The sequence below is a fragment of the Hymenobacter sp. J193 genome, assembly GCF_024700075.1.
Taxonomy (GTDB): Bacteria; Bacteroidota; Bacteroidia; order Cytophagales; family Hymenobacteraceae; genus Hymenobacter.
The window spans coordinates 3,689,707-3,708,990 of sequence record NZ_JAJONE010000001.1 but is presented as its reverse complement, the minus strand read 5'-3'; the positions used below and the strand labels follow the sequence as shown (position 1 = coordinate 3,708,990).

Below are 19,284 nucleotides of genomic sequence, written 5' to 3'. Positions count from 1 at the left end.
ACCCGCCCAAAACGCCCTACCTTTGCGCACGAATTGCGCTTTCGGTGCAAATCACCATTTCACTAACTCACTATTTCACCGTCATATGGGTCTCCGCTGCGGTATCGTCGGCTTGCCGAACGTGGGCAAATCCACGCTGTTCAACGCTCTTTCCAACGCCAAGGCCGAATCGGCCAACTATCCGTTCTGCACCATTGAGCCCAACGTGGGCGTAATTACCGTGCCCGATGAGCGGCTGCAGATCTTGGAAAAGCTGGTGAACCCCAAGCGCGTGCTGCCCACCATCATCGAGTTTGTGGACATTGCCGGCCTGGTGAAGGGCGCTTCCAAGGGCGAAGGCCTGGGCAATAAATTTCTGGCCAACATCCGCGAGGTAGACGCCATCATTCACGTGGTGCGCTGCTTTGAGGACCCCAACATCGTGCACGTAGCCGGCGGCGTCGACCCGGTGTTCGACAAGGACGTTATCGACACCGAGCTCCAGCTGAAAGATCTGGAAAGCATCGATAAGAAGCTGGTGAAGTCGGAGCGCTCGGCCAAAGCGGGCGACGCCGTGGCCAAGAAGGAAGTGGCCGTACTCCAGCGCTTCAAGGCAGCCCTGGAAGGCGGGCAGAACGCCCGCGCCGTGGCGGCCGACGAAGCCGAGCTGGAAGCCGTAGCCGACTTGCAGCTGCTCACCATCAAGCCCGTGATTTACGTGGCCAACGTGGACGAGGCCAGCATTGCCACCGACGGCAACAAGCATGTAGCCGCCCTGCGGGAACACGTGAAGGCCGAAAACGCCCAAGTGGTGCTGGTATCGGCGGCCATCGAGGAGCAGATTGCCGACATGGAAGACCCCGAGGAAAAGGAAATGTTCCTGGCTGAGTACGGCCTCACGGAGTCGGGCCTGAACAAGCTGATTCGCGCCTCCTACGAGCTGCTGAACCTGATTACCTACTTCACGGCCGGCGTGCAGGAAGTGCGCGCCTGGACCATTCACCGCGGTGACAAAGCTCCTGCCGCTGCCGGCGTCATCCACTCCGACTTCGAGAAAGGCTTTATCCGCGCTGAGGTTATCAAGCTGGCTGATTACCAGGAATACAAAACCGAGGTAAAAATCAAGGAAGCCGGAAAAATGGCCGTGGAAGGGAAAGAGTACGTGGTGCAGGACGGTGACATCATGCACTTCCGGTTCAATGTGTAAGTCAGTCCTACACAAATCAGATTACCTCATTTAGACTAACATAAGTGCCCCAGCCGTTATTCGGCTGGGGCACTTACTTTAAAGAATTTTGTATGAAAACTTTATTCACTTGGTTGTCTCTATTAGCAGTATTTTCATTTACATGCTGCGGAAATAGGCAAACTTTGATTCACGAAGAAGGCATTCTAATATTAGATAGTAGCCGCAATCATACTAGCTTTGACTACTTCATACCGTGCAATATTAGCGACTCTATTTCTCTGGGGAAAAATATATTGAATATCAAATCCTATGTAGCTCGTCGAGTGCGGACGGGCTTGTTTCATTTCAATTTAATAAGCACATCTTGGGAAAGCACTGCTGATTCTTTTTATATAACTCAAAGGAAAAATAAATGGAAGTATGTTTCTGCGGTAGAGTTAACACTTGCTCCAGATGAGAACAACAGTTTAATAGTTGAAAAAGTAACTCCGATTAAATTAGGGGGAGTTATTACTACTGATAGATTTTTTGATGGTAGCTACCGCATTTTGCATGCAAGGCAAATTATATTGCCGATGACTGACTAATATCCAAGAGAAAAGCTCGTGTTAAACACGAGCTTTTCTCTTGGATATTAGTCAGTTAAAGCTATTTACCCACCACCTTATACAATTGCCCGGCGGTAAGCTTGGTCGAGGTTTGCATTCCGTTCAGAATGGCTAGTTCTTCATAGCGCTTCGAAGGAATGCCATTAGCAGCCAGGGCCGAAGCCAGGGTCTGGCCGGCTTTGGCGGTGCGCAGGCGGATACGCTCCGGAGCTTTATTGATTTTGGCCGCGTCGGTGAGGCGCTTGAAACCCTGGGCTACTCGCTGGAAGGTGGGGCCGTAGGTGCCGAGCGTCTGCGGGCCGCACATGCCAATGAGAGCATACATCGTCTGGCCGTCCTGAATGATGTAGCTCAGGGTAGCCGCCGTCACGCCCTGCTCTCCTACCTGATTGCCTTGGATGGCCAAAGCTGGGAATCCATTGAGCGTCGTGCGCGAAGCCTGTGGCGACTGCAGGCTCAGCTGCTTGGCTAGGGCCTGAGCCGCCTCATCGAGCGAGCTACCCGGGGCGGCCGTCAGAATCTGGACGGCTTTACCGCTGGGCTCGGCCATCTGAAACTGCTGGGGCGTGTTCTGGGATTTCCAGCCGGTAGGCACCGGAAACTGTATTTTCAGATCGGGGTGGTAAAAGTAGTTGCTCTGCACGTAGCCCTGGCGTGGGTCGTCGCCATACACCAGGCCGTCGAGGCGCTGCAGATAGCCGTTGTGGTTAACGGCCAAGGCCCGGTTACCGGCGCTTTGCTTGGCATTGGCGGCCAGCTTTTTCACGGTAGAATAGCGGTTGGCCGAGTTGGGGTGCGACGATAGAAACGTGGGCACACTAGCGGCGCCGCTGGCCTGCTCGGTGCGCTGCAGCGTCTGGAAGAAGTCGGCCATGCGCGAGGCATCGTACCCGATTTTGGTGGAGTACTTTACGCCCAACTGGTCCGACTCGCTTTCGTCGTCGCGGCCGTACTTCAGCAAGCCCAAACCCACTACCTGCGAGGCCGGCTGCGCCAGAGAGGCTACGCGCTTGGAAAGCAAGGAACCCAGCAGGATAGCACCGTTGGCAATGGTGGAACGCGTCTGCTGCTTTTGGCCGTGGCGGGCCGTGATATGGCCAATTTCGTGACCCAACACGCCCGAGAACTGGGCTTCATCATTGAAGTAAGCCAGAATACCGCGGGTGAAGTACACGTGCCCATCGGGGGTGGCGAAGGCATTGATGATGGGCGAATCCAGCACCGTAAAGCCCTTTACGTCGTTGGGGCGGTCAGATATGCGGCCCATGGCGCTGCCTTTCTGGTCCATGAACTGCTGAAGGGCGGCATTATCGAGCACCCCGAACTGGGCCACTACCTGCGGGTCGGGCTGGGCGCCCTGCACGGGGGCAACGGCGCTGGCCGGCGTGGCGGGTCCTACCAGGCTGCCCAGAGGCAGCAACAAACCCAGCAGAGCGCCGGTGCGGAGAGAACGGGAAAGGAAAGTTTTCATGAGGAGCGAGTAAACAGTGGAAGGCGGCCGGCAGCCCGCCTGACGGGCACCAGCCAGGGCTCCGTTACGCAGGCATCGTGCCAAAAGGAGCGCGGCTACTTTTCCACTACTTTAATGAGGGAGCCGGCATTCACTTGCTCATTCAGCTGCATCCCGTTCAGAATGGCCATTTCCTCCAGCCGCTTTTCGGGCACATTGTAGCGGCGCAGGGCCGTTTCCAGGTTGCTGCGCAGCGTCAGCTTTTTGATGCGTACCCGCTCGGGCTGGCGGTTCAGCTTTTCCGCGTCGGTGAGGCGCTGGAAGCCCTGGGCCACGCTGGTAAACTGCGGCGCAAACCCGTCGAAATCGGCCGGCGCGGCCACGCCAATCAGCGCGAAGATGGTTTTGCCGTCCTGAATCAGGTAGGTGAGGGTACGCACGCCCGCTACCTGCTGACCGGTTTGCTGATCCTGCTGCACCTGGTCGGCCACGAAGGCCAGGGCCGGGAAGTTGTTGATGGTAGTTTTCTTGGAATCGGTAGGCTGCAGGCTGAGCTGCTTGGCCAGGGCCTGGGCCGCTTCTTCGAGCGTGTTGCCGGGCGCCATCATCAGCATTTGCATGCCTTTGCCGCCGGGGTCAGCCATCTGGAATTGCTGGGGCGTATTCTGGTGCTTCCAGCCCGTAGGCACCGGAAAGCGGAACTTCAGTTCGGGGTGGTAGAACACGTTGTTTTCCACGAAGCCCTGCTTGGGGTCGTCACCGTACACGATGCCGTCAATCATGCGCAGGTACTGGTCACGGTTGACTTGCAGGTTGGTGGGGTTGCCGTTGCCGGCTTTCCACTGATCGGCCAGCTGATGCACGCGGTTGTAGCGGTCGGCGGGGTTGGGGTGGGTGGAAAGGAAGTCGGGAATGGGGTCGGCGCCGCTTTTTGCCTGCTCACGCTCCAGCGTCTGGAAGAAGTCGGCCATCTGGGCCGCGTCGTAGCCGATTTTGCTGGAATATTCCACCCCCAGCTCGTCAGACTGGCTCTCATCGTCGCGCCCGAATTTCAGAAATAGCAGCTGCATGCCCTGCATGGCCTGGTCGCCGAACTGGGCCAGCTTGGGCGAGGCAATCATGGCGCCCATCAATCCCACCTGCCCGATGATGGCGTTGGTTTGCTGCTTGGCCGAGTGCCGGGCCGTGACGTGGCCGATTTCGTGGCCCAGCACGCCCGCAAACTGGGCTTCGTTGTTGAAGTGGGCCATGATGCCCCGCGTAAAGTACACGTAGCCACCGGGCACGGCAAAGGCGTTGATAACGGGCGAATCAACTACGCGAAAATTGTAGGTCAGCTCGGGGCGGTGCGAAATGGCGCCCATCTGCTTGCCTTTTTCATTGATGAACTTCTGCAGCTTATCGTCGGGATAAAGCCCAAACTGCGCCGTCACGGCCGGGTCCGACTGCTGGCCCATAGCCAACTCCTGCCCTTCCGACACCAGCATCACCTCTCGTTTGCCGGTGACGGGGTTGGTAGCGCAGGAATTAAACAGCAAGGAGGCAGCCACGCTGCCGCTTAGGAAGAGAATACGCGGTTTCATACGGGAGAGAGTACAGCAGCCAGCCGCGCCGAAGCGCCGCAAGCCAGGTGGGAGAGAAAAGAAACGTAAGTCTGCTGCGGCCAGGAAGGGAGACCAGCCGCCACAGGTACTGCCAGCAACGTAGGGCCGCCGCCGAGGTTACACCGGGAGCCTCAGCGGGTGGGTTTTCCCGGGTTGGCAGGCCGCTAGCGCGGGGCGGCAGAGGACTGCTTGGGCGGCCCTTCCCCGGCCTGCGCCTGCTCATCCAGCTCCTGCGTGGTAGGCCGACCGTGGTAGCGGTCCAGCCAGTTCATCACGGGCGTGGCCAGCACCCCGTGCAGAATGATGGAGGCCAGTACCGTGAAGCCGGTAATAGCCCACAGCTCGCGGGCATCGGGGAATGCCTGCTTGTTGATGGCGTAGGCCAGATAGAAAAAGGAACCGATACCGCGAATCCCGAAAAACGAAATAACCAGCTGCTCGCGCCAGTTCAGGCGGCTGCGCCAGAGCGTGAGCATGCCGCCCATGGGCCGCAGCAGAAACAGCAGAAACAGCCCCAGCCCTACCCCGCGCCACGTCAGCGGCTCCAGCAGGCCCCGCACCAGCGCGCCCCCAAACAAAATCAGAATCACCACGATGAGCAGACGCTCCAGCTGGTCCGTGAATTCGTGCATCTCGGTGTGGTACTCGTGGCTGCGCTCGTGGGTACGCAGCGTAACGGCGGCAATAAACACGGCCAGAAACCCGTAGCCGTGCACCAGTTCCGTAACGCCGTAAGCGGTGAGCGTGACGGCCAGGGCCACAAACCCATAGGCCTCGGGGTTGATGCGGATGCGGTGGGGCAAGTCAAAAATTAGAAAAGACATGGCTTTGCCAGCCAGCCAGCCACCCGCAATACCCGCCGCCACGCGGTAAAGCACATCCATCAGCACCCAGTCGGTGAGGCGTTCTGCTATGGGAACGGCCGCCGGCAGCAGGGCCAGCGCCAGGTACACGAAGGGAAAGGCAAGGCCGTCGTTGAGGCCGGCCTCGCCGGTAAGGGCAAAGCGCACGTTGTCTTCGCGGCCCTCGCCGGGCTTGCCTACCTGCACGTCGCCGGCCAGCACGGGGTCGGTGGGCGCGAGGGTGGCGGCCAGCAGCACAGCCGAAGCCAGTCCCAGCCCGGCCAATCGCCAGGCCACCACCCAGAAGCCGGCAATGGACACCACCATCAGGATAAGTACCAGCTTGAGCGGGGCCCGCCAGCGCACCCGGGAAAACTTCCGGTCGATTTTCAGCCCCGTGCCGGTGAGGGCCACAATCACGCACAGCTCGGTGAGGTGAGTGGCAAAGGCAGAGTGCGTCACGGGGTCGGGCGAGGGCAAGCCCAGCGGCAGCGCGTACACCAAGGCCCCCAGCCCCACGAACAGGACGGGGTACGACAGCGGATATTTTTTCAGCAGCGAAGGCAGCCAGGCCACGGCCAGAATAGCCACGCCCAGCACCACCAGCCCAAGGTTATACAACGACATGCAGCGGGGATAAGCAGAGACAACGGGAGCCTCTACTTACGCAACCTCGGCCGTAGTGGCTGGAATGGGGCCGAGGGCAGTGGCCTGTCTGCTACAACAAGCCGTCATGCTGAGCGGAGTCGAAGCATCTCTACCGCTTCGTCTGCATCGTTCAACGAAGCGGTAGAGATGCTTCGACTCCGCTCAGCATGACGGCCAAAATCAAGCCGCCTCACCGCCCCTGGTTGAGCTGGATGATCTGGGCATTGGCTACGGCCACGGCGCGGTAGCCGATGAGCAGGTCGGTGCGGGTGCCGGGCGGACGGTAGTACACCAGCAGGTCGTACTGGTTTTCGGTTTCCTGGTGGCTGCCCTCAAAGTATACTTCGTTGGCCACTGGCGCGCCTCCCACGGCGTAGCTGTAGTTGTAGTAGCCCTGCTTGAGGAATAGCCGGCCCTGGTACTCCTGGGCCTCGGCGTTGTAAGTGAGCTTGTTTTCGTCGCGCAGCTGCCAGTCTGATAAGGCCCCCAGCACATACACCGGACCGGCCGCGGGCTGGGGGGCGCGCAGGTGAAAGGTCACGTCGAGGTAGTCGCCGTTGGTGTCGCCACTGCCATACTCGCGGCTTTCAAATACGCGCTGCCCGTCCACGTCGGGGTACTGGGAATAAGCCAGTCCGTTGCGGGAGGCCTCGGGCATAAGGTCGGCTTCGCGGGGGTCGGCATCGGGGTTGATGCGGGCCACCCCGGCCCCGCTTGCCCGGAAGGAGCGCAGATCCAGAAAGCGGTACTCGCTCAAGCCGGGGAAGGCATTTTCGAAGTTGAAGTACTGGTAGTCGAGCTGCCGCTCGGCGTCGCGCACGAAGGTGGGACGCAGGTTGTAGCGGGCATTGTCCCAGCGGAAGTTCTGGCGCAACACCACCTTCACTTCCTGGGCGGGGTTGATAATAGGGTAGCCCCCATAGCGGATGCCGAAGTTGAGCTGCTGGTGGGTGTAGCGCTGCTGGCCGGCTGCCAGCGGCCCAGGCTGCAGAAAGGCCTCCACCCTGTTCTCGTATACCAGCACCCGGCGCGAAATCAGCGGTGCGCCGGCCCCGTTCTGCACCACCCAGAGGTAGTTGCCCGAAATCTTCACGCGGGGCAGCTGGGCGCGGTAGTGGTAGTAGGCCACCTTGGTGCCCACGCTGGTGCGGTAGTCGGTGAGGGTTTGCTCGTTTATCTCGCTCAGAAACTGCATATCTGTGAGAATGGAAGGCTTCCAGTCCACATCGCAGTGCACCAGCCGGGCCGTGAGACGCTGGCCCTGGGCGCCCAGCACGTCAAATTCCAACGTGACGGGCAGCTCTTGGCTGAGCGACACCACCGGCGCCGAAAACACCTCCGTAGCCTGCCCCGTGGCCACGTAGCACTGCACCGAGCGCACGTTGGGCGAGTAGGTGACATCCTCGTAGCGCAGCGCGGGCGCAGCGGCCACGGGCGTGCTGCGGGCCGGGCCGGTAGCATTAGGGTCGGTGATGGGCGTGCCCAGGGGCACGCAGGCGGCGCTGGCGAGCAGCAACCCCGGGAGCAGACGAGCGAAGTAACGCATAGACTGCGAAGGTACGGGCAGAACGCGGTTTGCGGGTGCCGGGCGGGGCGACGCGGCAGTTGTAGGAAAGTCCGGGGGAAATTTCCTGATTCATACAAGGTTTGTAGGAATCCGGCGAAAAAATATTTTTTCTCCTACACGTGTGTAGGGGTTTCGGAAAAAATAAACGCTTTGCCTACAAGCCGCTCCGGGGTGCTGAGCCACAGTTGATTGGAGGCGTCCGGCATCTACCGGAGGCTGGTACCAACATTCGCGTTGTCTAGGATCTTTTAGGGCACAGTAGCATTAAAACCACTGAAATTTACACCTATGTGGCCCAACGCAGCCGGCCTGCTTCTCCCCTTGATAGCCTCGGGTTGTAAAGACCATGATTCGGCAATAAGCCCAACGTCAGCGCTATTGCCGAAAGACTATTGCGTACAGAGCGTATATTACCGAAACTCAAACACCCTCACCACCATCGGCAATAGGGATGTTAGCGGTAATTTTACGACCAACCAAAATAATGACAGACATAGACCAAAGACTTGAAATTCTTTACGACTTGTTAGTTGACAATTTCGGAGCACTTGAAACCGAAGTAAAAGACTTAATTTCTAAACCGAAAAAAATAAAGAATACTAACAAATTCGCATCTCTTTTAAGTGCGTTAAAGAACTCTACTTTTATTAATCCACTTTTATTGACAATAAGTTTGTCAGACAAAGGTGATAGTTGGCTGACCGACTTTCTTTATGCTGCAATAAATTTGTTAGACGAAAGCTCTGTAAATGACGAGTTTGACATTCCAGAAAACCTCATAAACAAATTACAAATCTGGGTTCTTGACAACACAGGAGAAATTGCGTGGAAATCAGCTAATCTGTTGAAATTCTATGAATCAGAAGCGGCTGAAAAAATACAGCTGAAGAAACTTGAAGAACGTGGAGACTTTTTTTTTGACATATGCAGAATGCATATTAGGCCTTTTGAGATATGACAAGGAAAAACATATTGAATTAGTGAGACAAATTGCAAAAGATGAAACTCGGGACCAAAAATTAAGGGAATTTGCTCAAGATGCAGAACAAAACTACCGCTAACAGCGTGTTTATAAAATTGTGGCGGGACGTTCAGCATTTGGCTTCAAATCATTATTTTACTTTTGTAGTTAATTTAAACTGACATTTTTCAACTGCCACAACTTCATAAACACTTTAACGTTTGACAATTAAAAAGTAAAAAGCCCCACCTGAAACCAGCAGTTTCAGGTGGGGCTTTTTGAGGTAATGGAGGCAGGCGGTTACATTTCGGCCAGCATTTCCCAACGGTCGTTGAGCTGGGCTAGCTCTTTTTTCACCTGCTCGAATTTGAGGGTGGCGTCCTTGAGCTGGGCGGCGTTCTGGTAAATCTGCGGGTCGGCGAGCTGGGTTTCGTAGCGGGCCAGCTCCTTTTCGCTTTCCTCGATTTTCTTTTCCACCTCGGCCAGCTCCTTCAGGGCCTTTTTCTGGTCGGGCGAAGGCGTTTTGGCGGGGCTGGCGTCTACCTTTTTCTCTTCCTTGGGCAGCGGCTTCGAGGCCGAAGGGCTGGGCAGACCGGCTTTCTTGGCCGCCTTTTCACGGTCATCCATCCACTGCTCCCATTCGGCGTAGGTGCCGGGGTACTCCTTGAGCTGGTAGTCCTCGATGTACCAGATTTTGTTGGCCACATTCTCCACGAAGAAACGGTCGTGGCTAATCACGATGTAGGTGCCTTCGTACTGGTCCAGGGCCTGAATCAGGATGTTCACCGACTGCATGTCCAGGTGGTTGGTCGGTTCGTCGAGCAGCAGGAAGTTGGCCTCCGAAATCAGGGTTTTGGCCAGGGCCACGCGGCTCTTCTCACCCCCGCTCAGCACCTTGATTTTCTTGTACACCTCGTCGCCGGTGAACAGGAAGGAGCCTAGCACCGAGCGCAGCTCCATTTCGGAGCGCTTGGAGCCGGCTTCCACCATTTCCTGCAGAATCTCGTTTTCGATGCGCAGGCTTTCCAGCTGGTGCTGGGCGTAGAACGACATTATCACATTGTGGCCCAACTGGTGGTTGCCGTTGGTGGGCGCCTCCGAGCCGGCCACCAGGCGCATGAGCGTGGATTTACCCTTGCCGTTGGCCCCAATGAGGGCAATTTTGTCGCCCCGCTCGATGTGCACGTGGGTGTCGCGGAAGATGAGCTTCTCGCCGTACTTCTTGCTCACGTGCTCCATGCGCAGGATGTGGCGGCCGGGCGTCACGGTAAAGTTGAACTTGATGTTCACCTTGGCATCGGCCTGGGCCACGTCCTCGATGCGCTCCAGCTTGTCGAGGGCCTTCACGCGGCTTTGGGCCTGCTTGGCTTTGCTGGCTTTGGCTTTGAACCGCTCGATAAACCGCTCGGCCTGCTTGATCTGGGCCTGCTGGTTTTCGAACGCGCCCTTCTGAATGGCGTTGCGCTCCTCCTTTTCTTCGAGGTAGTAGCTGTAGTTGCCGGCGTAGGGCACCAGCTTGCCGCCGGTCACTTCCACGGTGGTGTTGGTGGTGCGGTCCAGGAACTCCCGGTCGTGGCTCACGATGATAACGGCACCTTCGTAGCCGGCCAGGTAGTTTTCAATCCACTTGATACTCGGCAAGTCCAGGTGGTTGGTGGGTTCGTCGAGGAGGAGCAAAGAAGGCTGCTGGAGCAGGATTTTGGCCAGCATCACGCGCATGCGCCAGCCGCCCGAAAACAGCTTCAGCGGCTTCTGCAGCTCCTCGGTGGTGAAGCCCAGCCCTTCCAGGATTTCCTCGGTGCGGGCCTGCATGGTGTAGCCGCCCAGCGACTCGAAGCGGTCCTGCAGCGCGGCCAGCTTTTCCACCAGGTCGTCGGTGTAGTTGGTTTCGAACTCCAGCAGCACCTCGTCAATCTTCTTCTGCACGTCCAGGGCCTCGGCGAAGGCCTGCATGGCCACAATCAGGATGGGCTCGTGGGAGTCGTAGCTCAGCAAATCCTGGTTGAGGAAGCCCAGGCTCACGTCCTTGCTCATGGAGATGGAGCCGCCGTCGGGCTTGTACTCGCCCACCAAGATGCGCAGGAGCGTGGATTTGCCCCGGCCGTTGAGCCCGATCAGGCCAATCTTATCCTTGGGTTTGATGTGGAGGCTGGCCTTGTCGTAGAGCGTGCGCGAGCCGAAGTGAAAGTCGAGGTCGGTAATGGAAATCATCCTACTTTGCGGGGTATCAGGCCGCAAAGGTACGGGTTTGGGGGGAGGGATGCTTATTGTCCTTTCATTACTCTCCACTCTTTACCGATTTCAATAGACAAGCATTTAAAGACAAAATAGGCCAATTCGGCTATTCTTTCTAATGTCTTATCTGCAACATCAATAGTCATATTGACATTAATATAGCCATTGCTACAAGTTTTGTCACAAAATTCACCATGCAATATCCCTTTTTGAGTACTACTAATTTCGCCAATGGTCTTACCTTTTATAACTCCTTCGCTATGTACTAAAGCATGTCTAATAACGGACAGCGCCTGATACCATTCATAAATATCCATACCGGCACCATTATTATTTTCTCCGTTTCTAAACGAACCAGATAATTCTCTAATCAGTTTGAATAGATCTTTATTATTACGACCCGAATTATATTTCCTCATACTTTCTTTATAGTCAATTAATGACGAATTATACTCAACATGCTTTATGGAATGAAAATCCTTATTAAGAAACAAGTATGAAGCTACTATATCTTTAAGAAAAGTTGAAAACGATTCATAAGCTTGAATTACAGAGTAATTAGCTTCCCTGACTTCATAGTTTCTTATCTCTGATTCATATAACTTACTTTGTACAATATAATTTTTACCTGTATGATAGTATAGTTTCCATCCATCTTCGTCAGGGCCTGTCAAGTCCCCAATTACCAGTGAGCTTGCGGATAGAAAATTAGGCAAATTGTTTTCTCTTGACACAATAGATTCTGATTTATCCTTAAAAATATTTACCACGTGATATAGCATGCCTTTTAGGACAATAACTCTATCCAAATAGACTGAGTAAACTTCGTAAAGTTCTGAGCTAACACCAGTTGGATGATTCATTACTAACAAATTAAAATTGAAATTTAAACACCCTCAAACACCTCCGCCCACTCCATCTGCAGCTCCGGCAGCGTGGCTACCGGAATAGCGCCGGGCGTGTAGAACTCGCCGCGCAGCTGGTAGCGGCCGTCGTCGCCCAGCAGGTAAATGACCACGTTGCGCTGCTCGGGCGTAACCATCCAGTACTCACGCACGCCGGCTTCCTCGTAGAGGTCGAATTTTTCCTTGGTGTCGCGGGAGACGGTGCCGGGCGAGAGGATTTCGATAATCCAGTCGGGGGCGCCCAGGCAGCCCCGGTCGTCGAGCTTCTGCGGGTCGCAGATGACGCAGATATCCGGCTGCACCACGGTTTCGATGCTGGCGTCGCCGTTGGGCGTGCTGCGCACGAGGCGCACGTCGAAGGGGGCGTGATAGATTTTACAGGATTGCCCCCGCAGAAACTGCATAATCGGCAGCTCCATATTGCGCGTAATGTCTTGGTGCCGCCGCTTGGGGGCCGGGCTCATCAGGCGCACTTTTCCCCGAATCAGCTCCACCCAGTCGGTTAGCTGCCAGGTGAGGTAGTCGGCGTAGGTGTAGCGGCGCGTCAGGTCGAGTTGGGATATATCGGTTATCGGAGCCATAGAGCAGGTTGTACGTGGCAGGGGTAAAGATAAGCAGCAAACCGCCTCTCCCCTGCCCGCGTACACTCCGGCATGAAGCTGCTCTTCCTGCCTGCCACCCTCCTCCTGTCTTTCAGCGCCTGCACCTCCACCGAGCGGGAAACGGCATCCAACCAAACTCCCGAAACCCTGCCGCCCAACCTTCTGGCCGAGGTATCGACCACCGAAACCGTGGGCGAAACCGGCCGCAACCACGGCTACATCCGGCGTCTCTACCAGCAGAAAGGCCAATATTACGTGACGGTGGACTACATCCAGTTCCTGAGTGGGGAGGCCGCCGTGGCCGCCGCCCGCCGCCGGGGCGACGCTGCCGTAGACGTGAAGGCCAACGGCGACACCACCTACTCCGTCTTCAACGACTACTACATCGTGAACGAGCAGCCGCGCCTGCGCACCCTACGCCTGAGTCCGGCGGCCACCATCACGCTGTGGCGCAGCGCCGAAACCGGTCTGGAGCAGTACCCCGCCACCCCCGCGCAGTTGCAGGAAAAAGACCCGCAGGCCCTGGAACTGTCGCCCTTCATCATCGAAACCCGGCGCGGGCAGGCCATCAGCCTGTCGCAGCAATACGTTCCCTGAAAGCGTCCAGCCCGCTGTCATTCCTCAACCTGATGAGTTGAAAATAAGCTCGATACTCAGCAGAGGGCCACATTTCCGGCACCCAGGCGTCACGCCGCCGTATACAGCTCGTATCCATCCATCCAAACAACCGAACCCATGGCAACTGCCCCTTCCATTACTCCCGACGAAAACGATGACCGCTCCGCCAATGCCGCCCAGGGCCGGCAGGAAGGCGGCACGGTAGGCCAGACGGCCGGTAAACCAACCTATGGCAGCGGAGGCTATGAGCTGAACCTGGACGCCGAAGCCAACGAAGAAGGCGGCTCGGGCAGCGCCACCTCCTCCACGGCCAAGTCCAGCCGGGAGCAGCCCGCCGACGACAAGGAATAGCCTTTGTTGGCACAACAACCAGCCGCCCCGCTTCCGCAGGATTCAGTTCTGCGGAAGCGGGGCGGCTGGTTTTATGAGGTAAAGGGCTACCGCCCAATCAGCGGTTATACAGCACGTCGAACCGGCCCGCTTGAATTTCTACCGTGCTGGCCGGCTTATCGACGTTGGCCAGCCGGCCCCGAAAGGTGCCCGATACAATCCAGGCCACGGTATCAATTTTGGTGATGGTGACGCTGCCGTCGAGCCGGGCGCTGCTCTGGTAAGTGGTGCCCTGGCGGTTATCGGCAAAGGTAAGCTGGGTTTGCGGGGCATCCAGCGGGTAGGTGCCCACGCCCACCAACGAGTCCAGGGTGAGCGTGAAGGCCTGGTCGAGCTGAAAGCCGGTGCGGGCCGCACTTACCTGCAGATGCAGCCGCCCCGCCTGGATGTAGGCCGAGGCTTCCACTTTATTGTCGGTGCAGCCGTAGATGCCGCAGCGCTGGCCCCCGGGCACCCAGGCGTCGTCATTCAGCTGAAAGCCCAGGGTTTCGGCCCCGGAGGTTGTAGCCGGCGGCAAGCCCTGATCGGGCATGGCGTCATCTTTCTTACACCCAGTCAATAACAGTAGTACGGTGCTTAGCACCGGCAGCCAACGTCTCATAGCTCAGCAGGTAAAGCCGCCGGCTACGCGCCAGCGCTACTGCTGGGCATACGAAAGCCGTGCCACCTCTGGCAAAAGCCGGCGCCCTAACCTTTCATCTACCCCACAAACGGTGCCCGGAACGCCGGTGCAGCCCGTTTCTTGGTGGCTTGCTCGTAGACGTAAGCCAGCCCCAGGAGCGGCCCTTCCTGCCAGGCCGTCCCCACAAACGACAACCCCACGGGCAGCCCGTGCGCCTGCCCCATGGGCACCGTAATGTGTGGGTAGCCCGCCATAGCAGCCGGCGACGAGAAGCCCGGACCTTTCCAGGAGTCCCCGTTGATGAGGTCGATGGCGGTGGCGGGCGAGTTGGTAATGGCCACCAGCGCGTCGAGACGGTTATCGGTCAGCACTTTGTCGAGCACGCGCTGCGCCCCTCGTGCGACTTGCGCCGGGCGGCCTGGTACTTGGTGCTTTGCAGGCCTTCCAGCTTATCGGCCATTTCCAGGATTTCCTGCTGGAAGAAGGGCATGGCCTTGGCCTTGTTTTCAGTGTTAAAGCGGATAACGTCGGTGAGGGTTTTGACCGGGGCGCCGGCCGTGGACAAGTACTGGTTTACGCCGTCCTTGAACTCGTAAAGCAGCACTTCGTACTCATCCTCACCCAATGGGTCAATCAGCTTTTCCACCTCCACTTCCACAATGGTGGCGCCCTGGGCCTTGAGCACCGCCAGCGCGGCCTGCAGCATGGGTACCGAGTCGGAAGTGCCGGTGAGGTGGTTTTTCTCTACACCCAGGCGCTTGCCCCGTAGCGCATCGGGCTTTAGGAAAGCAGTATAGTCGAACTGGGCTTTGCCGGCGCCGGCCTGGGTGGCAGCATCGGCGGCATCGGGGCCGGCCAGGGCGCCCAGCAGCAGGGCCGCGTCGCGCACGGTACGCGTCATGGGGCCGGCCGTGTCCTGGGTAGCCGATATGGGGATGATGCCCGCGCGGCTCCAGAGGCCCACCGTTGGCTTCAGTCCCACTAGCCCGCAGCACGAGGCCGGCGACACAATGGAGCCATCGGTTTCGGTGCCGATGGCCAGGGCGCAGAGGTTGGCCGCCGCCGCCGCGCCCGAGCCGGAGCTGGAGCCGCTGGGGCTGCGGTCGAGGATGTAGGGGTTTTTCACCTGACCGCCTACGCTGCTCCAGCCGCTGGTGCTGCGTGTGGAGCGGAAGTTGGCCCACTCGCTCAGGTTGGTTTTGCCCAGCACCACGGCCCCGGCCGCCCGCAGCTTCTGCACGATAAAGGCATCCTGGGCCGCCTTGTTGCCCGCCAGCGCCAGCGAGCCGGCCGTGGTAGGCTGCTGGTCGTGGGTGTTGATGTTGTCTTTGATAAGTACCGGAATGCCGTGCAGCGGCCCGCGCACCTTGCCGGCTTTGCGCTCCGCATCCAGCTGGTCGGCCAGTGCCAGGGCGTCGGGGTTCACTATGCGCACGCTATTCAGCCGCGGGCCGGCCTGGTCGATAGCCTGAATACGGGCCTGATACAACTCCACCAGCCGGCGGGCCGTCAGCTCCCCGCTTTGCATCTTCTCCTGCAGGCCGGCCACCGTGGCTTCTTGCAGCTCAAACGCGTCGTTGGCCAGGCCAGCTTCACCATCGGCGGCCACGGCGGGCTTATTGGTGCTGGACGAGCAAGCGGGCAGCGAAAACGTGGCGAGGGTGAGGCCGGCCAGGGAGCCGTTGCGCAGGAAGATTCGGCGGTTCATCAGGAAAGGATTTGGCGGTAAGATAGACCCGTGCCCCCCACATTTCCGAATGCCTGAGCTGAGGTGCCCCGGCCAGCCCGCGCAAGCCGGACGCTACCGGGCCTCGGCCTTGGCTCCCAGCAGCGCTTCCAAGGCCTTCAGCCGCTCGGCCAGGCTGGCCAGCTCCGCCGTAGCCTGCGTTTGCTGCCGGGTGAGCTGGGCCTGGGCTTGCTGACGCAGGGCTGCGTTCTGCTTTTCCAGGGCCTCCACCCGGCGGGCCAGCTCCTGCGTGGCACTCACGTTCAGCATGGCCAGGGCCTCGTAGTCCACGGTGCGCACGTCGGCATGCTCCAGGCCGAACACGAACACCTGCTGGCCGGCCAGCTGCCGGGCACCGCGCAGCACCAGCACCTTACCGCTGGCGCGTACTACCGTGCCGGTAACATCGCCCGCCTGTCCAATGAGCTTGACGCGCTGGCCGGCTTGGGCTGGCGTAGCGGGGGCCGCAGGCAGAGTCAGCTGTACGAGCGAGTCGCCAGGGAGCAGCGTGGCCGCCGTGGCCAGGGCGTACACGTCGGGCAAAAAGCCGCTGTGCTGGCTCACGGCCTGCGGAAACACCTGCTCGACTTCCTGGGCAATGACTTTCTTGAACTGCCGGCTGCCGTACTGCACCCGGTCGCGCATGGTGTAATCGGTGATGCGGATGCGGTTGAGCAGGGCCAGGTCCTGAGCCGCGTTGCTCAGGCCGATAACGGTTTTGAGGCGGCGGTCGGAGGTGGCGTTGAACTCGGTGGCCAGCACCCGGCCCGTGGCGCGGATGCTCACCGGGCCGGTGCTGCTACCCGTAGAGCCACTGCTAAACGTGCCGTTGGGGGCCGCTGCGAAGTAGGCGTAGGCATAATTGCCGGGGGTAACGGTGCGCTGCACATCCAGCGGAAAGATGGGGTTGGCAGTCCCAATACCCACGTTGGCATTGCTAATGGTCAACCAGTTGGTGCCGGCGGTATTACCAGAGAAGGCGGCGCCTTCGCCAATCTTAAACTTGTAGTTGTCGGATGCATCCAGGCCGAGGGATGCCCACGAGTTGTTGGGCGAGTGCAGCACGATGTACGGGCTGTTCTGGCGGATTTCCAGCGGGCCGTTGGGCAGCGCGGCGTTGTTGAAGCCCGTGCCAATGCCCAGCCGGCCGTCTTTGAGCATCATCTGCATGGTGCCCCCGCCCGCGTCGAACTGCGTGTTGCTGTGTGAGCCGCTCGTGTACCAGGCAAAACCATCGCCCGAGCGGAAGTACTGGGTGTTGTCCTGCACCCCGATGCCGTAGGCGGTACCCCATAGGTTCAGCATCTGCCGGGTGCTGGTGCCGAAAGCCAGCGTGGCGCTGCTGCCGCTGGTGTTGAGGCCCAGGCCCAGGCGGTTGTTGGCTTTGTCCCAGATCAGCTGACTGGGGTTGCCGGCCAGCCGGTTGTTGTCGCTGAATAGAATGGCCCCGTCGGCCTGGCCGGTCTCGGCCTGGGTCAGACTGATGGCGGGTGCTTCGGCGGGCCGGTTGGGCGTCAGGCGAATGTAGCCGTTGCCGGTCTGGTAGCCTTGGGTGTGAATCACGTTGGTGGCAACGGTGGGGTCGGCGTAGGAACTGCCGCCGCCGCCGCCGCCCAGCGGGCGGGCCCCGCCGCCGCCGTAGTACCCGTCGCCGCCGTCGCCGCCGTTGTAGATGGTAGTCCCCAGGCCGTTAACGCTCCGGGTCTGGCCGCCGGTGCCCCCGTAGCGCAACCTACCGGCCGTAGCCGTAATGGCGGTGCTGCTGCCGTGCCCGGTGCCGCCGACGCCCCCGCCGGCCGACTGGCTGCCAGCGCCAGCGCCGTGGGAGCCGTTCGCGCCGGTCAGGCCGCCGCCCGCCCCGCCCGCTTGCACCGGTGGGGCCCCGGTAACCTGGTAAAACTGGATGCTGCCCGCTTGGCCGCCGCCCCCGGCCACCAGCAGAAAGGTTTCGGTGCCGTTGGCCCCTATATAGGATACGGAGCTGGCCTGGCTAAAACTGGTGGCTTGATTCAGGTAGAGCCGGGTGCCGGGGGTAACGGCCAGGGTGGCCTGTACCCGCCCGCCCTTGCCGCCCGGCGAAATAATCGGGGAGCCCACCGGGTTCAACGACTGCCGCGCCTGGCCTTCAGCGCCGGCCATGTCAATCAGCACGCTGGTCACGCCCGCGGGCACCGTCCAAGCGCGGGAACCTTCCAATGACTGGGTCGTGCCGATGGTTTCGGTCCAGTAGCTGCCGTCAAACAAACTCAGGCGGTTGGTTGAGGTGTTGAACACGACCAGCCCGGCGGCCGGATTGGCAATGGCGTCGCGCTGCGCCTGAGTTACGCGCGGGGGCAGAAATCCTTTGTTGGTAGCCGTTACGTCGAGCTGGGCCGAAGCATTGGGGGTGCTGGTGCCGATGCCCACGCTGCCGCCGTTGCTGATGCTCAGGCCACTGCCGCCGCCGTTACCCACCAGCTGGCTCGTGCCCAGGTTCAGGTTCTGGGTGGCGGTGTGGTTGCCCAGGTTATCGGCGACGGGGGCGGTGGTCAGCGTGGTGCCGTCCGGGAATTTCAACCCGTTGCCGCTGCCGCTGATCTGCACGTTGCCCGCCACTTCCAGCGGCTGGGTGGGCGCCGTGGTGCCGATGCCCACGCGGCCCACGCCGTTGTAGTTTTGCAGCGTAAGTACCTGAATATTACCTATGCCTGGCGCACTACTCCCAGTAGCGGTGCCCGCGTTGTTGAGAAAGAAATCCAAGGCGTTGCCACTGGTCATCAATGAGTTGTGGCGGGAGCGTAACCAGTGGCGGTAGCCGCCGCCGCCGTACTGAAAAGCAATGCTGCCGGGGTCGTTGCCGCCGGCGTTGTCGGCCCCGGCCAGCAGGTCGAGGCGACTGGCCCCGACGAGGCTGTTGCCCGCCAGATTTAAGCTCTGCGTGGCGGTGTGGTTGCCCAGGTTGTCGCCGGCCGGAGAGGGGTTCAGGTAAGTCCAGGCCGTGCCCGAGTAGTACCAGAAGCCCAGCTGCACGCCATCGGTCTGGTACACCAGCAGGCCCGGAGCCGGGCTCTGGATAGCCGCGCGCTGACCGGCTGTCATGCGCGGGGCCAGCAGGCCTTTGGTGGTGGAGCTTAAGTCCAGCAGGGCTGAGGCAGCGGGGGTTGTGGTACCGATGCCTACTCCGCCGGTGGTTTGCGCCCGGGTGGCCGGCAAGCTGCCCAGCATGGTTATCAGCAGGCACAGATAGCGTAGTGGTTTCTTCATAGCGGAGCGCGGAAAAAGAGCATGAGAAGGCATCAGCCACAAAGCTCTTTCCCGGCACCCCGCGCCGCAACCCGCACGTGTACCGCATTTGGGGG

At 59.4% G+C, this 19,284-nt stretch carries 16 protein-coding genes; 5 read left to right on the top strand and 11 right to left on the bottom strand.

Annotated elements, in window-relative coordinates; genetic code table 11:
- Positions 1 to 85 precede the first annotated feature (85 nt).
- Positions 86 to 1,186, top strand: coding sequence for a redox-regulated ATPase YchF (gene ychF, locus LRS06_RS16255; RefSeq protein ID WP_257872440.1), 1,101 nt, complete (start codon positions 86 to 88; stop codon positions 1,184 to 1,186).
- Positions 1,187 to 1,278: 92 nt separating this feature from the next.
- The gene (locus LRS06_RS16250; protein ID WP_257872439.1) at positions 1,279 to 1,755 is read left to right on the top strand and encodes a hypothetical protein; all 477 of its coding nucleotides are present in this window, start codon (positions 1,279 to 1,281) and stop codon (positions 1,753 to 1,755) included.
- A 61-nt stretch (positions 1,756 to 1,816) separates the two neighbouring features.
- On the opposite strand, the gene LRS06_RS16245 is transcribed toward LRS06_RS16250, so the two are convergent.
- From LRS06_RS16245 to LRS06_RS16230, 4 genes are all read right to left on the bottom strand, one after another.
- Positions 1,817 to 3,247, bottom strand: a complete 1,431-nt coding sequence (locus tag LRS06_RS16245) for a M48 family metalloprotease (protein ID WP_257872438.1) — start codon at positions 3,245 to 3,247, stop codon at positions 1,817 to 1,819.
- A gap of 95 nt (positions 3,248 to 3,342) precedes the next feature.
- Complete coding sequence (locus LRS06_RS16240; protein WP_257872437.1) at positions 3,343 to 4,809, bottom strand: M48 family metalloprotease; 1,467 nt, start codon at positions 4,807 to 4,809, stop codon at positions 3,343 to 3,345.
- Positions 4,810 to 4,994: 185 nt separating this feature from the next.
- Complete coding sequence (locus LRS06_RS16235; RefSeq protein ID WP_257872436.1) at positions 4,995 to 6,299, bottom strand: sodium:proton antiporter; 1,305 nt, start codon at positions 6,297 to 6,299, stop codon at positions 4,995 to 4,997.
- A gap of 211 nt (positions 6,300 to 6,510) precedes the next feature.
- Positions 6,511 to 7,866 (bottom strand): DUF5103 domain-containing protein, encoded by a 1,356-nt coding sequence (locus LRS06_RS16230; protein WP_257872435.1) that lies wholly within the window; start codon positions 7,864 to 7,866, stop codon positions 6,511 to 6,513.
- 505 nt (positions 7,867 to 8,371) lie between these two features.
- Here LRS06_RS16230 and LRS06_RS16225 point away from each other — a divergent pair.
- Positions 8,372 to 8,845: a hypothetical protein gene (locus LRS06_RS16225; protein ID WP_257872434.1), complete on the top strand. Its 474-nt coding sequence runs from the start codon at positions 8,372 to 8,374 to the stop codon at positions 8,843 to 8,845.
- 303 nt (positions 8,846 to 9,148) lie between these two features.
- On the opposite strand, the gene LRS06_RS16220 is transcribed toward LRS06_RS16225, so the two are convergent.
- Genes LRS06_RS16220 through LRS06_RS16210 form a run of 3 tightly spaced genes read right to left on the bottom strand, consistent with a single transcriptional unit; the run spans position 9,149 to position 12,569 of the window.
- A complete protein-coding gene (locus tag LRS06_RS16220; protein ID WP_257872433.1) occupies positions 9,149 to 11,059 on the bottom strand; it encodes an ABC-F family ATP-binding cassette domain-containing protein in 1,911 nt (636 codons plus the stop codon).
- 53 nt (positions 11,060 to 11,112) lie between these two features.
- The gene (locus LRS06_RS16215; RefSeq protein ID WP_257872432.1) at positions 11,113 to 11,946 is read right to left on the bottom strand and encodes a hypothetical protein; all 834 of its coding nucleotides are present in this window, start codon (positions 11,944 to 11,946) and stop codon (positions 11,113 to 11,115) included.
- 23 nt (positions 11,947 to 11,969) lie between these two features.
- Positions 11,970 to 12,569, bottom strand: a complete 600-nt coding sequence (locus LRS06_RS16210) for a Uma2 family endonuclease (protein ID WP_257872431.1) — start codon at positions 12,567 to 12,569, stop codon at positions 11,970 to 11,972.
- A 72-nt stretch (positions 12,570 to 12,641) separates the two neighbouring features.
- Between LRS06_RS16210 and LRS06_RS16205 the strand changes: the two genes are divergently transcribed.
- Complete coding sequence (locus tag LRS06_RS16205) at positions 12,642 to 13,187, top strand: hypothetical protein (RefSeq protein WP_257872430.1); 546 nt, start codon at positions 12,642 to 12,644, stop codon at positions 13,185 to 13,187.
- Between the two features lie 138 nt (positions 13,188 to 13,325).
- Positions 13,326 to 13,559 (top strand): hypothetical protein, encoded by a 234-nt coding sequence (locus LRS06_RS16200; RefSeq protein ID WP_257872429.1) that lies wholly within the window; start codon positions 13,326 to 13,328, stop codon positions 13,557 to 13,559.
- Between the two features lie 97 nt (positions 13,560 to 13,656).
- Here LRS06_RS16200 and LRS06_RS16195 read toward each other — a convergent pair whose 3' ends face one another.
- The 4 genes from LRS06_RS16195 to LRS06_RS16180 form a co-directional block, all read right to left on the bottom strand.
- Positions 13,657 to 14,199 carry a DUF6252 family protein gene (locus LRS06_RS16195; protein ID WP_257872428.1) on the bottom strand — a complete coding sequence of 181 codons (543 nt, stop codon included), beginning with the start codon at positions 14,197 to 14,199 and terminating at the stop codon, positions 13,657 to 13,659.
- A 98-nt stretch (positions 14,200 to 14,297) separates the two neighbouring features.
- Complete coding sequence (locus LRS06_RS16190; protein WP_257872427.1) at positions 14,298 to 14,603, bottom strand: amidase family protein; 306 nt, start codon at positions 14,601 to 14,603, stop codon at positions 14,298 to 14,300.
- Positions 14,585 to 15,928: an amidase gene (locus tag LRS06_RS16185; RefSeq protein ID WP_257872426.1), complete on the bottom strand. Its 1,344-nt coding sequence runs from the start codon at positions 15,926 to 15,928 to the stop codon at positions 14,585 to 14,587. Before LRS06_RS16185 ends, LRS06_RS16190 begins: the two co-directional genes overlap by 19 nt.
- 93 nt (positions 15,929 to 16,021) lie before the next feature.
- Positions 16,022 to 19,189, bottom strand: coding sequence for a tail fiber domain-containing protein (locus tag LRS06_RS16180; RefSeq protein ID WP_257872425.1), 3,168 nt, complete (start codon positions 19,187 to 19,189; stop codon positions 16,022 to 16,024).
- Positions 19,190 to 19,284 lie beyond the last annotated feature (95 nt).